This window comes from Roseibium porphyridii (genome assembly GCF_026191725.2).
Classification (GTDB): Bacteria; Pseudomonadota; Alphaproteobacteria; order Rhizobiales; family Stappiaceae; genus Roseibium; species Roseibium porphyridii.
Genome location: NZ_CP120863.1, coordinates 4,775,029 through 4,787,930 on the forward strand (window position 1 = coordinate 4,775,029; position 12,902 = coordinate 4,787,930).

At 54.5% G+C, this 12,902-nt stretch carries 11 protein-coding genes; 4 read left to right on the forward strand and 7 right to left on the reverse strand.

Going from position 1 to position 12,902, the window contains the following annotated elements; genetic code table 11:
* On the reverse strand, positions 1-462 hold the full coding sequence (locus K1718_RS21950; RefSeq protein WP_265680847.1) for a GNAT family N-acetyltransferase: 462 nt from the start codon (positions 460-462) through the stop codon (positions 1-3).
* Between the two features lie 308 nt (positions 463-770).
* Here K1718_RS21950 and K1718_RS21955 point away from each other — a divergent pair, with 308 nt between their 5' ends.
* Positions 771-1,400, forward strand: coding sequence for a cysteine hydrolase family protein (locus tag K1718_RS21955; RefSeq protein ID WP_265680846.1), 630 nt, complete (start codon positions 771-773; stop codon positions 1,398-1,400).
* Positions 1,401-1,436: 36 nt separating this feature from the next.
* Here the strand turns inward: K1718_RS21955 and K1718_RS21960 are convergent, their stop codons facing one another.
* From K1718_RS21960 to K1718_RS21975, 4 genes are all read right to left on the reverse strand, one after another.
* Positions 1,437-2,288: a carbohydrate ABC transporter permease gene (locus K1718_RS21960; protein WP_265680845.1), complete on the reverse strand. Its 852-nt coding sequence runs from the start codon at positions 2,286-2,288 to the stop codon at positions 1,437-1,439.
* A 3-nt stretch (positions 2,289-2,291) separates the two neighbouring features.
* Entirely contained in the window at positions 2,292-3,200 is a 909-nt protein-coding gene (locus K1718_RS21965) for a carbohydrate ABC transporter permease (RefSeq protein ID WP_265682503.1), read from the reverse strand.
* A 35-nt stretch (positions 3,201-3,235) separates the two neighbouring features.
* Complete coding sequence (locus tag K1718_RS21970) at positions 3,236-4,054, reverse strand: CE1 family esterase (RefSeq protein ID WP_265680844.1); 819 nt, start codon at positions 4,052-4,054, stop codon at positions 3,236-3,238.
* Between the two features lie 80 nt (positions 4,055-4,134).
* Positions 4,135-4,695: a TetR/AcrR family transcriptional regulator gene (locus K1718_RS21975; RefSeq protein WP_152502984.1), complete on the reverse strand. Its 561-nt coding sequence runs from the start codon at positions 4,693-4,695 to the stop codon at positions 4,135-4,137.
* Positions 4,696-4,909: 214 nt separating this feature from the next.
* On the opposite strand from K1718_RS21975, the gene K1718_RS21980 reads away from it, so the two are divergent.
* Positions 4,910-5,542 carry a hypothetical protein gene (locus K1718_RS21980; RefSeq protein ID WP_152502985.1) on the forward strand — a complete coding sequence of 211 codons (633 nt, stop codon included), beginning with the start codon at positions 4,910-4,912 and terminating at the stop codon, positions 5,540-5,542.
* A 208-nt stretch (positions 5,543-5,750) separates the two neighbouring features.
* Here the strand turns inward: K1718_RS21980 and K1718_RS21985 are convergent, their stop codons facing one another.
* Positions 5,751-7,910, reverse strand: a complete 2,160-nt coding sequence (locus K1718_RS21985; RefSeq protein WP_265680843.1) for a malate synthase G — start codon at positions 7,908-7,910, stop codon at positions 5,751-5,753.
* 223 nt (positions 7,911-8,133) lie between these two features.
* Here K1718_RS21985 and K1718_RS21990 point away from each other — a divergent pair, with 223 nt between their 5' ends.
* Together K1718_RS21990 and K1718_RS21995 are read left to right on the forward strand one after the other, a co-directional pair.
* The gene (locus K1718_RS21990; RefSeq protein ID WP_265680842.1) at positions 8,134-9,063 is read left to right on the forward strand and encodes a DMT family transporter; all 930 of its coding nucleotides are present in this window, start codon (positions 8,134-8,136) and stop codon (positions 9,061-9,063) included.
* Between the two features lie 66 nt (positions 9,064-9,129).
* Entirely contained in the window at positions 9,130-11,976 is a 2,847-nt protein-coding gene (locus tag K1718_RS21995; protein WP_265680841.1) for a cation:proton antiporter domain-containing protein, read from the forward strand.
* A 34-nt stretch (positions 11,977-12,010) separates the two neighbouring features.
* Here K1718_RS21995 and K1718_RS22000 read toward each other — a convergent pair whose 3' ends face one another.
* Positions 12,011-12,805: a mechanosensitive ion channel family protein gene (locus tag K1718_RS22000; protein ID WP_285806037.1), complete on the reverse strand. Its 795-nt coding sequence runs from the start codon at positions 12,803-12,805 to the stop codon at positions 12,011-12,013.
* Between the last annotated feature and the right edge of the window lie 97 nt (positions 12,806-12,902).

Sequence of the window (12,902 nt, forward strand, 5' to 3'; positions counted from 1 at the left end):
TCATCGGGAAAATGGTCTTATCCAGCGATGTTCTATATCGACGAGGCTCACTCCATCCTCGAAGTGCTCAGTCTCTCGTGACACTTCAACAAGCCCCTCACGGCGATAGAACTTTCGCGCCCTCGTATTCAATTCATAAGCCCAAACGGTGATCCATTCGCGATTTTCCTTTGCCAGATCCAGCAACTTCTTGCCGACACCAAGCCGCCTCGCATCCCTTGCAACGTAGAGCGCACCGATGTTGTCCTCCTCCCGAACACAAAATCCGACAATGTGCGCGTCTTTTTCCGCGACCCAGACACAATCCCTCCCGAACCTTTCACGCCAATAGGCCGTCATGGGCTCAAGGTCATCCACCTTTGTCATCCAAGGAGTGTCGGCGCTCCATTCCCGAATGATCCGCGCGCAGGAGGCCGCGTCGGCGGGCTTGCCGTGGCGATAATCAAAACTGTCCGCGACCATTGGACTATCTCTCACTTCCTGAAAAGTCGTTGCAATTCTTCTTCATCAACCCCAATCCATTTGCCAACGTCCTTCCACCAATGTTACCCAAAACCATTGCTCGTCGGGACGACCCGGCATCTCCAGAGCGCGCCAGGACGACCTGCCAAAAGGAAAGTTGTCATGGCTTGGTTCTTTCTTACCCTAAGTGGTTTTCGTTTTCTGGAATGGTCTTTCCAACGGAAGGCGATGTGTGATTGTTTTCATCGACTCTCGCCGAATGCGCATCCAAGGAGATGTAACGCGGCAAGCGTTCTGGAGGGGTAACCATGGTCAACACAGCAAAGCAAACTCGCAAGCTAATTGAAGGCCAACCGGCTCTGATCGTCATCGATATTCAGAAAAGCACATTTATCGATGCAAGTGAGGTTCGGTCGATCGACAATATGCCCGGCTACAAGGAGCGCATGCTGGCTGCAAGAGAGGTCATCGATGCAGCGCACATGGCGAACGTACCAGTGATCTTTGTCCAGGAAGTCCATCGGCCTGATCTGGTTGATTTCGGGCGGGAACTAGATGGAGACGAGGACATTCACTGTCTCGAAGGTGACCCAAGGACGGATATCGCAAAAGAAGAATTGGGGTTTCAAAAAGGCGATTATATTGTTCCAAAGCGCCGATATTCGGCCTTTTTCGGAACAGACTTTGAAATCCTTCTCCGGGGTTTGAAAGTAGATACTTTGCTGCTTTGCGGAGGGCTGACCGACGTTTGCGTTCACTACACATTCGTAGATGGGCACCAGTCGGACTACTTCTGTCGCGTCATAGAAGATTGCGTTGCCGGGTCCTCACTGGAGGCACATGAAGCTGCACTGAAGGCAATGGAGTATCTTCAGTCGGGTGCGAGACAGTCAACAACGAACGTACTTGAAGCGCTTAACCACCTTGGAGTTCGATAGCAACCTTCGAAACGCGCTTTCAATGGTCGGAACTCATTATCCCTTGCTCGCGCCGAGCGTAAGCCCGGCCGTGAAGTGCTTTTGCATCAGAAAAAACAAAATGACCGGAGGTAAAGCAGCCAGGAGCGACGCTGCGGAAACCAGATGATGACGACTGACAAACTGTCCATTCAAGGACTGAATTGCAGCCGTGATCGGGCGTGTGTCGTTGCTCTGGGTGAGTGACGTTGCCCAGAAAAAATCATTCCAGACAAACGTGAAGACAAGGATCATCATTGCGGCCAGAACCGGCTTGATCAATGGCAATACAATGCGCAAAAAAATCTGCCTTTCACCAACACCGTCCAGCCTTGCGGTTTCGATCAACTCGAACGGAAGCTCCCTGATGAAGTTTCGAGCCAGCAGCGTGCAGAAGCCGGTTTGAAATGCGGCGTGAAACAAGACAAGCCCGGTCGCCGTGTCATAGAGCCCCGTCTCGAGAGCAAGGTTGCGGACCGGGACAAGCAAGATTTGGAACGGAACAAAATTTCCAGCCAGAAAAAGCAAAAACACCGTCGCACCAATCCGGATTCGATGGATTGCAAGCGCATATCCCGCCAGAGTGGCAATGCAGACGGCCAGGAGCGCGCTAGGAACAGTGATTTTGATCGTGTTCAGGAAATGGGAGACAAAATCAGACTCAGTCAGGACAGCACCATAGTTCTGAATAAGCTGGATCTCCGATGGCCAGCCCATAATGTTGCCGCGTGTGATATCGGCCTGTGAGCGAATTGAGGTCACAAACACCGCGAGTATCGGCAGCAACCAGACGATAACGCAGACAGGCAGAAGCAGATTGTAGACGAGCCGTGAGACAGGCGACGCCTGTTTGATGGGTTTTGGAAACATTGCCTAGTCTTCCGCCTCTGACTTGAGCGTTCGCCAGACGAAGATGCTGAGCACGGTCATGGTCAGCAGAAAGAGCACAACGGCAATGGCGGCTCCATATCCCTGGCGCGTTCCGTATTCAGACAGGGCCTGCTCATACATGAAATAGGAAAGCACCCGTGATGAGCCGTAGGGTCCGCCATCTGTCATGATGACGATGAGATCGTAAGATCGCAGGGCTCCTATGGCCGTCACAAGAAACGCAATGAACGTTGCTGAACGCAATTGCGGAAGAATAATGTAACGCAGCAGTTTCCATCCCTTTGCGTTGTCCAGTCTTGCCGCTTCGATCTGGTCCTGTGACAGATTGCAAAGACCCGTCAGGTAAATCAGGGCGCAAAAGGCCGTCTGGGGCCAAAGACCCGCTACGATCAGGCCGAAATTGACGAGATCCGGGTCTCCCAGAATTGCAGGAGGTGTTGCTCCCAACCACTCCCAGAGTTTGCCGACCAATCCAAAACGGGGGTCGTAAAACCAGGTGAAAATCAGGCCGACAACGACTTGAGAGATGACAAATGGAAAGAAGAAGAGCGACCTGTAGAACCAAATGCCCGGAGCAGTCTGATTGACAAGTAGAGCGATCCCAAGCCCAGCCGGCAGCGCCAGCATAAAGAGGAGAAACCAGAGCAGCGTATTTTGAACAGACACATGGAACCGGGGATCTTCAAGAAGCTCAAGGTAGTTTGCCAGACCTACCCACTCGGCTTTGTTCGACGCGCTGAACAGATCCGCTCCCGTCATGTCGAAGAACGAAATCCAGATCGAATGCGCGATGGGATAAAGAACAAGAACGGAAAATACCAGGATCGCAGGTGCCAGAAAAAAATAGGCTTTCACATTTCGTGGCACGGTGGGTAGTGACCTGAAAGACATCTGACGATCAGCGCGGGCAGCCATTGAGATATGAGTCACGGCTTGACGAACCGCTGCTCGAACCAATCGAGAGCCGTCTGCATCCAGTCGACCGGCCAGGTGTGGTCACCGTCATAGAGGCAAAAGCGAACCGCGCTGTCCTGCCAGAAACGGCAACGCATCTCATTTGAGACGGCAAATCCGTCCGGCGTATGGCTTTCAACCGAAATCTCTCTCACCAGCTTAAGCCCGGCGAAAACATCACCTGTGCTGACAGGTCCGTAGCTCAGGCCCTCAAGTGGCATCACGGTGTCTGAGAATGCATGGATCTGGAAAAGTTGAACGGGTGCGGAGCAGGCTTTGGGAAGTGGAGTCCACATGGCACCGTTCAGAACGACAAATCCGGCAAAGCCCTGCGGTGAATGGCAGGCCGTGTCCAGGACGGCGGAACCGCCCATTGAGTAGCCTGTCAGAAGAACGCGGCTCAAATCCAACGGCAGTTTGCCGGCAAGGTCCTGAACCGCCGCGCGGGCAAAGTCGGCTTCGTTGCGCAGCGGGGTTTGCCCGTCGTGCACTGACCAACCGTTCTTGGCCCCCTCAAAACTGCGGGTCATTCCGTTCAGCGCCAGAAACACATACCCGCGTGCAAGCGCAGCGTTGACGAGATTGCGATCCACCTCAATCGTGTTTTTTGCCGAGCTGCCGTAGCCATGGAAATAGACCACAACAGGCAATTGGGAACTGATGTTTTCAGGTGCTTCGTAGCGATAGGTACCTGTTTCCAAACTGCAATCACTTGTGGCCCCACAAGCCTGGGCAGTGTCCCCCAAAACCGGTGCAAAAGCTGCGAAAAATAGGAAAATCCAGCGTCTCATGCTACCTCCGCAAGGCAAAAGAATTCTTCCCCGGCAACCGGCCAGGCTTCAAAAAAATCAATCATGAGATTGCCGTCAGCTCACTTCAGGCAGGCATCCAGAAGTGTCATTGCAATTCCGACGGAAATATCCGGTCGCGCTTCCAGAATTGAACTCGAACCGATGTGTTCCGTTTCCACGCAGCAGGCGATCACGTCCGTCCATTTGTTCAGCTCAATCGGTTTCAACGGTGTTTCCGACATGCGTGTCAGCGTGACATAGATCTTTCTGCGAAGTTCAGTTTTCGCAAGCTGGCGGCCCTCGGAAATCAGACATTCAGGCGTTGCCAGAATGCTGTGATTGTCGCGATTGAAATTATAGTAACTCAGAAGGAACGCTTCGCATTTCGCTCTGATAACGTCTGCATCTCCCTTGATCCATTCCGGTTCATAACTTGAACAAACGGCGCGATATCCCGTGTCCAAATGGGCAAAGATCAAATCTCCGATTTCCGGAAAGTGGCGATAGACTGTCCCTCTTCCCAAACCACTTTGCCTGACCACGTCCGACATCGTTGGAAGCTTGGCATTTCCCGGCCGCAAGAGACTGGCAAATGCCTGAAGTATTGTGCCTCGATTTTCCTGCGCGTCGCTTCGGGTCATCTGTTTCTCTTACTTAAGTGGACACTTGTCCGCTTGTCAAGTCCAACCAAGTCCAGATTGGATTCGATGGATTGATAAAGGGGAACAAGTACGTCTTCACTGGTAATTTTAGCCCTGTCAGGACAAAGTCGGGATACGTGCCTGGCCAGCGGAAAACATACCGGATCGGATGGGACGGGCACTGTCTTCGCCTTTCAATCATGGGCCAACACTAGTGACACACGCTCCACTACAAAATCGAGTCCTGCCAACAGGAGAAATCGTTTCAGCTTCCTTCCGCGGAACGTTCACCGGCAATCGCGGCATTCTTGACCTTGATGCACAGGGCCGCTTGGGTACAAGCCGCTGGAAACACAAGCACTGGATCATTTGCGATCTCGTTCATCCGCGCGGTCGTTATCACGGACCCAGGCCGGCGCGTGGATGGACGCCATTGTTTTTCATTGATGAAGCGATCGCGCTTGCCGCTGGTCACCGGCCTTGCGCTTATTGCCGACCAAAAGCCTACCGCGCTTGGGTCAAGGCCTGGTCCAGAGCACATGGCGGCTCATCCGGACACAAAGAAATCGATATGGCTTTGCATTCCGCCAGGGTTACACGCGCACGCACTCAGATCCGTCACGAGGCCGTGCTGCGTGACCTTCCCGACTACGTTTTTGTTCTCTATCGGGATCAACCGCACCTGGTGTTCAATCGTTCGCTTTATCCATTTGAATCCGGTGCGTATGGCTCAGCCGTCGCGCTGCCGTTTGACGCTCGGCAGGCTACGGTCCTTACGCCGCACCCGACATTGGCCGTTCTGGCTGCAGGCTATGAGCCTGAGACCTGCTCAATACCTGATGGCTAGAGCGATATCGGTTTTTACAGCTCCAATCTGCTGAGGACGGCATATCTTGCAAAGGGACCGGACGCAAAGAGCAAGAGGTTGAAAAACCCTAAGCGGGATTTTAGGAGTGCTGTCTCCCCCAGGCATACGCAAATCGTCTTGCGCGCAGTCCTTTCCTCATCGGTAGGACCGCGCACACGATCTTCTCGTCTTGAACAAAGCTCGCGTGTCAGGCCGCCTTGGCCTTGAACTCAAGCCGACGGCGATGAAGGACCGGCTCTGTATAACCGTTGGGCTGTTTGGTGCCTTCAAAGACCAGCTCGCACGCCGCCTGGAAGGCAACTGAGCCTTCATAGTCGGCAGCCATCGGCCGATAGAGCGGGTCGCCGGCATTTTGACCATCAACGACCGCAGCCATACGCTGCATGGTCTCCAGAACCTGTTCCTTGCTGGCAACACCATGATGCAGCCAGTTGGCGATGTGCTGGGAGGAAATGCGCAATGTGGCCCGGTCTTCCATGAGGCCGACATTGTTGATGTCCGGCACCTTGGAACAGCCAACCCCCTGCTCTACCCAGCGGACGACATATCCAAGAATGCCTTGCGCGTTGTTGTCGAGCTCGGCCTGGATATCGTCCGGTGCCCAGTTGGGCCGCTCGGCGACGGGAATGGACAGGATGTCTTCCAGCTTGGCCGCATCCCGGGTCTTCAATTCCTGTTGCCGGTCCTGAACAGCAATCTTGTAGTAGTGCATGGCATGCAGCGTTGCCGCTGTCGGTGAAGGAACCCAGGCCGTATTCGCGCCTGACATCGGGTGTCCGATCTTTTGCTCCAGCATCGCGTTCATCAGATCAGGCATGGCCCACATGCCCTTGCCGATTTGAGCGTGCCCCGGCAAACCACAGGCAAGTCCGACATCAACATTATTGTTCTCGTAGGCTGCAATCCAAGTGGCTGCTTTCATGTCGCCCTTGCGGATCATTGGACCGGCTTCCATGGATGTGTGCATTTCATCACCGGTTCGATCCAGAAAACCTGTGTTGATGAAAAAGACACGGTCTTTTGCCTGCCGGATGCACTCCTTTAGATTAACCGTCGTGCGCCGTTCTTCGTCCATGATGCCCATCTTGAGCGTGTTTCGCTCAAGACCGAGTGCATCCTCCACGCGGTTGAATATCTCCGACGCGAAAGCCACTTCTTCAGGTCCGTGCATCTTGGGCTTTACGATATAGACAGAACCTGCACGGCTGTTGGTTCCGCCGCCATTGGGGCCAATGTCATGCAGTGCGATCAAAGACGTGATCATGCCGTCCAGCAGACCCTCTGGAACCTCATTTCCGTGCTCGTCAAGAACAGCGTCAATCGTCATCAAGTGACCGACATTGCGGATCAACAACAGCGAACGGCCATGTAGCTTCAGGGCGCTGCCATCCGGCGCTGTATAGTTCCGGTCGCCATGCAGGCGCCGTGTCACCGTTTCACCACCTTTTTCAAAGGTCTCCTGAAGATCTCCCTTCATCAGGCCAAGCCAGTTGGTGTAGACGACAACCTTGTCCTCAGCGTCAACAGCAGCGACAGAGTCTTCACAGTCCATGATCGTCGACATGGCGGATTCCAGGACAACGTCCGAAATGCGCGCCTTGTCGGTTTTGCCGATCGGATGCTGACTGTCGACATTGATTTCAAGGTGAAGACCGTTCTTAACCAGCAGAACCTTGTAGGGGTCTGCTGGATCGCCGGCGAAACCTGCGAACTGGGACCTATCTGCAAGTCCCGTGGAACCGCCATCGACCGAGATCACCAGATTTTCGTCTTTCACAGCTAGCCCGGTGATGTCTGACCAGCTGCCGGACAGAAGTGGTGCAGTCTCGTCCAGAACGCGGCGGGCATAAGCAATGACGTCTGCACCACGCGCGGCATCAAATCCACCCGGCTGCGGGCGCGACCCCATGGCATCGGTGCCATAAAGAGCATCATAGAGCGACCCCCAGCGCGCGTTGGCGGCATTCAGTGCGTAACGTGCATTCATGACCGGAACCACGAGCTGGGGCCCGGCAACCTCGCCAATTTCCGGATCGACATTCTGTGTACCGACTTCAAAATCCGGTCCTTCGGGCACCAAATAGCCGGTTTCACTCAAAAACGCCTTATATGCAGGCATATCCGGGGTTCCGGAATTGGCTTTGTGCCAGGTATCGATTTTTGCCTGCAGCTCATCACGCCTTGCCAGCAATGCTTTGTTCTTTGGCGCCAGATCATGGATCAGTGCGGACAGGCTTTTCCAGAAATGCTCCTGTTCGACACCGCTGTCCGGCAAGGCTTTTTCATTGACAAAGTCATATAGAACCTGGGCAACTTTCAACCCGTGGACATCGATCCGGCCTGTCATTGGTATTCTCCACTCAGAACGTGCTTGTTTTGCTTTACCCAGTGTTTTGGGGTCAAAGCCCGCAATCGTCAATTGTCGTCCTTCAAGCATCACTTTTTCTTTTTTGGAAACAATCCAATTCATTATCTCCAAAAATATAGAACTGCATTCGAGGATATTATGCTTTCGCAACGTCCTTCGATCCGCTACCTCTCGCTTTCCAGCTCACTCCCGACAGGATCTCATGCGCGCTCTGGCAAAACGATTTGGCGACCTGACATTCGGCAATGCCATTGTCATGCTCGGCCTTACCACACTGTTCTGGGGTGGAAACACGGTCGCTGGCCGTCTGGCAGTCGGCGAAGTGTCTCCGATGGTGGTTGTGTTTCTGCGTTGGGTGATTGTCGCGTCCATCATGCTGCCTCTGCTCTGGCCACGCATCCGGGCAGACTGGCCGGTCATCAAACCTTTTTTCTTTCCGCGCATGGTGCTTATGGCAGCTCTTGGCTTTGTTGCCTTCAATTCGTTGTTCTATATCGCTGCGGGTCAGACGACAGCAGTCAATCTCGGCATCATCCAGGGCTCCATGCCCATATTGGTGTTGATCGGTTCCGTGATCGCCTTTGGAGCAAAGGTTCGGGTGTTGCAAGTGTGCGGGATCCTGCTGACCCTGGCAGGCGTTACCTTGATTGCCGCACAAGGTAAACTGGAGACATTGCTGGCACTTGCCGTCAATCCTGGTGACGGCGTCATGTTCATCGCTTGTGTTCTTTACTCCGGATACACCCTGGCCCTCAGAAACAGGCCGCAGGTTTCCGGACTTGTGTTCTTCGCAATTCTGTCCGGCATTGCCGTTGTCACCTCAGTGCCGGGCCTGCTTTACGAAATCAGTGCAGGCACCGTGCAGTGGCCCACCACCAAGGGATGGCTGGTCGTGCTTTATATCGCCGTCTTTCCCTCATGCCTGTCGCAGATCTTCTTCATGCGTGGTGTTGAGCTGATCGGACCGGCCCGTGCCGGTGTCTTTATCAACCTGGTCCCGATTTTTGCCGCCGTGTTGGCGGTTTCGATCCTGAACGAGCCCTTTGAATGGCACCACGGCCTGGCGCTGGTGCTCGTCCTCGGTGGCATTGGGCTGTCGGAGCGAAAAGCTGCGCGCGCGTCGTCACCTTAACTGAAATTCATAAATTAATTCGACCGGTTATTTGAAATTGCCGCATTCGCGGGGCACATTGCCGTAATGGATACACCACTGATTACAGGCGTTTTTGCGCTGCTATTGATTACGATTTCCGTGCTTCAACCGATAGCCCGGCGCCTTGGACTTGCGCCCAGTGTGCTTCTTGCCATGGTCGGAACGCTGATCGGTATCCTGGCAACCTATCTGCTTTATACGTCGCACACGGATGCACTCAACGAAATCGCGGCAGTGTTTGTCGATCCGCCGCTGAACTCGGAGATGATCCTCTATATATTCCTGCCTATTTTGCTTTTTCAGACGGCGCTGACGCTGGACGTGCGGCGCATGTTTGAAGATATCGGACCCATTCTGGTCATGGCCATTGTCGCGGTTTTTGTGGCAACGGCCTTTATAGGTTTCGCGTTGTATCCCCTGACCAGCCTGGCCAATATTGCAGGTGTTTCCCTGCTCGCCTGCCTGTTGCTGGGAGCTATCGTTGCAACGACAGACCCGGTCGCGGTTGTCGCCATTTTCAGGGACATTGGCGCGCCACCCAGACTTGGCAGGATTGTTGAGGGCGAAAGCCTGCTGAACGATGCTGCGGCCATCGTAATCTTCGTCATCATTCTGGACATTCTAACCGGCAGTCAGTCCATGTCGGCAAGCGAGGCGTTCATCGCCTTTGTCAGGTCCTTCATTGGCGGCATTGTCGTCGGAACCGTGCTCGCACGAATAGCGGTCGCCTTGCTGCCGCTTATGCGTGATCTGCCTCTGGCCCAGGTTACGCTCAGCCTTGCCTTGCCATATGGAACCTATGTGCTCAGCGACCAGTTCGCCGATGTATCGGCGGTCGTTGCCGTCGTCTGTGCAGGAACGGTGTTCAATCTCTATGGTCCTGCACGCATTCAACCTGCGAACTGGCGGTTCCTGCATTCAGTCTGGGAACAAATCGCGTTCTGGGCTGCATCTCTCATCTTCCTGTTGTCCGCAATTCTGATTCCGCGATTTGTCGAGGGCTTCACGCCCATCGACATCCTGCTTCTGGTGGTTGTTGTGCTTGCAGCATTTGCAGCGCGTGCGGTGGTGATCTTCGGCCTCTTACCGGTCTTGAGCAAACTGCGAGCCGGGCAATCTGTGAACAACCGCTACAAGACTGTGATGCTTTGGGGCGGCATGCGCGGCGCAGTCACCCTGACGCTCGCACTCAGCGTCTCAGAACATACGGGGCTTGGTGAGGACGTTTCCACATTCATTACGAAGCTGGCGACCGGCTTTGTTCTTTTCACTCTGCTGGTCTATGGAACGAGCTTGAAGCCGCTGATCCGTCTGCTCGGTCTCAACAGATTGAATGCACTTGATGAAGCGGTCAGAACACAGTTCCTGGCGCTGTCACTCTCCGATGTGCGTCAGGAAATCGAAGATGCAGCGGAGAGCTATCATATTGAGCCGCGTGTTACCAAAAAGGTCCTCCAGGACTATGAGGAACGTGCTGCGGCAGCTGCAGCCGAGACCAACAAGCTGGAAGAACTCAGCGACTGGGATCGTGTACGCATCGGGCTGATTGCTTTGGCAGACCGGGAACAGCAGCTTGTACTTCAACATTTTCATGAAAAGACAATTTCAGGCCGGTCGGTTTCGCGCTTTCTGACATTGACCGGGCGCGTTGGTGACCTGACCCGAAGCGACGGTCGCTCGGGATACAACAAGGCGGTTCGCAAGCCTTTGAAATTTGGCTTCGGGTTTCGAATTGCGCAGATGCTTCAACGACGGCTGCGCATTGCGAGACCACTGGCAAACCGGCTGGCAGACCGGTTCGAGTTCCTGCTGGTTTACCGCATCCTTGCGGACGAGTTGATCGACTTCAACAATCTGCATATCCGGCCACTGCTTGGCGAACGTGTTGCAGACATCTTGCAGGACACGCTGGCTATTCGTCAGGACGAGACCATGCAGGCAATCGATGCCTTGCGTCTTCAATACCCGGACTATGCCGACGCCCTGGAAGATCAGTTCCTGCGCAAGGCCGGTGTCCGTCTGGAAGAGACCGCATTCGACAACGCTCGCGACCAGATGCTGATCGGTACGGAACTTCATCGAAACCTGCTCCGTGATGTGGAACGGTCCCGCCGATCCAGCCACACTCGACCGAAGCTCGACCTCGGGCTGAAGACCCGGGAACTTGTCAGTGCGCATCCGCTGTTCGCAGACCTTCCGCGCAAGCGGCAAAAGGCGATCCGGCGCATGATGCGGCCTCAGTTTGTAACGCCTGGAGAAAAACTGATCAGGAAAGGCGACCGGGGTGACGCCGCCTATTTCATTGCCTCCGGTGCCGTGGAAGTGCAAGCACCGACACACAATGTGCGTCTGGGACGTGGTGATGTTTTCGGTGAAATTGCGCTCATGACAGGTGGCCGCCGCAGCGCAGATGTTTTTGCACTTGGCTATTGCCAGCTTCTCTATCTCAAGGCTCACGATTTCAAGGCATTGATGGAACAGCACCCGGATCTGCGCGATCACGTGGTCAGCCTTGCGCAGGAGCGGCAGCTCATGAACATCGATGAGCCCGAGCATGACGTGGAAGATCCGGTGTTTCCAGTCTTCACCAAAGACGACCCGGACACTGAGCCGGCAAATGACGAGGAAACCCCGGCAACAGAACAGCCCGAACCGGCCGGTTCGGAACCGGAGCACGCCGACAAAGTCAATGCAGCATCCAGTGATACCGACCCTGAATTGACCGAGAGCAGCAAGACGGCTGCACCGGAGCCAGCAAATGACGCTACGGCCGCTGAAGAACCAGCTATCGAGCCCTCGGAAGAAAAAATCACCGACGCTGAAGGGCGCTCAGAAACTTCAGAGCCTGAGACATCCGATCAGGCAATAAAAAAGGAGACCGCATCCGGGTGACGCGACCTCCCTCAAGTCGGACCGGTTTTCCGGATCAACCGGCCTTCTGGATTTCAACCGCATGCGGATACGGAATGGAGATACCGCCAGCGTCGAAGGCTTCCTTCACCGTTTTAAGCATGTGGAACTTGAGCTCCCAATAGTCGCCCGCGTTGCACCACAGACGCACGCCCAGATCCACTGAACTGTCGCCGAGATTGGTGACCCGCACCCAGGCCTCCGGGTCCTTCAACACACGATCGTCCGCGTTCGCGACATCCAGAATGATTTGCGTGGCCTTGTCTGCATCATCGCCGTAGTCGATGCCGAAAGTCAGATCGAGACGGCGTGTGTCGTGTGCAGAAAAGTTGGTTATCACCGCGCCCCAGGCCTTACCATTGGGCATGATGATCTGCACATTGTCTGGCGTTACCAGTTCGGTGACAAAAATATTGAGGTCCTTCACCGTTCCGGATGTGCCACCAACGTCGACGAACTGACCGATCTTGTAAGGCCGGAAAATGATCAGCATGACACCGGCTGCGATGTCGCTGAGGGTTCCCTGCAAGGCCAGACCGACAGCCAGGGTACCTGCACCGAGAACCGCAACAAGGCTCGTTGCCTCAATGCCGAACAGCTGAAGGATCGCGATGACAGTGACCAGAAGCACCAACCAGCGAACGATGGAAGCTGCAAATCCGCCAATCGTATCGTCGATCTGCGGGTGACTGACGATCCGTTTTCTGACAATGCCTGCCAGGAAACCAGCCAGGAACCAGCCGATAATCAGGACAATTAGGGCTTTTGCCGCATTTATGATGAGCGGCATGTAGACGCCCATCTGGTCCATTGCACCTTCCATCGGTATTACTCCACTTCATTCAATCGGTTTGAATAACTGTGACTCGTAGCAGTGCAATTGCCAAGTTTCCAGAACATGTGCTTGG

Bases quoted from the DNA above. Each gene is read 5' to 3' on its own strand.
- K1718_RS22000 (WP_285806037.1), bottom strand. From the start codon at position 12,805: ATGGACCAGATGGGCGTCTACATGCCGCTCATCATAAATGCGGCAAAA.
- K1718_RS21990 (WP_265680842.1), top strand. From the start codon at position 8,134: ATGCGCGCTCTGGCAAAACGATTTGGCGACCTGACATTCGGCAATGCC.
- K1718_RS21985 (WP_265680843.1), bottom strand. From the start codon at position 7,910: ATGACAGGCCGGATCGATGTCCACGGGTTGAAAGTTGCCCAGGTTCTA.
- K1718_RS21950 (WP_265680847.1), bottom strand. From the start codon at position 462: ATGGTCGCGGACAGTTTTGATTATCGCCACGGCAAGCCCGCCGACGCG.
- K1718_RS21960 (WP_265680845.1), bottom strand. From the start codon at position 2,288: ATGTTTCCAAAACCCATCAAACAGGCGTCGCCTGTCTCACGGCTCGTC.
- K1718_RS21995 (WP_265680841.1), top strand. From the start codon at position 9,130: ATGGATACACCACTGATTACAGGCGTTTTTGCGCTGCTATTGATTACG.
- K1718_RS21965 (WP_265682503.1), bottom strand. From the start codon at position 3,200: ATGTCTTTCAGGTCACTACCCACCGTGCCACGAAATGTGAAAGCCTAT.
- K1718_RS21970 (WP_265680844.1), bottom strand. From the start codon at position 4,054: ATGAGACGCTGGATTTTCCTATTTTTCGCAGCTTTTGCACCGGTTTTG.
- K1718_RS21955 (WP_265680846.1), top strand. From the start codon at position 771: ATGGTCAACACAGCAAAGCAAACTCGCAAGCTAATTGAAGGCCAACCG.
- K1718_RS21975 (WP_152502984.1), bottom strand. From the start codon at position 4,695: ATGACCCGAAGCGACGCGCAGGAAAATCGAGGCACAATACTTCAGGCA.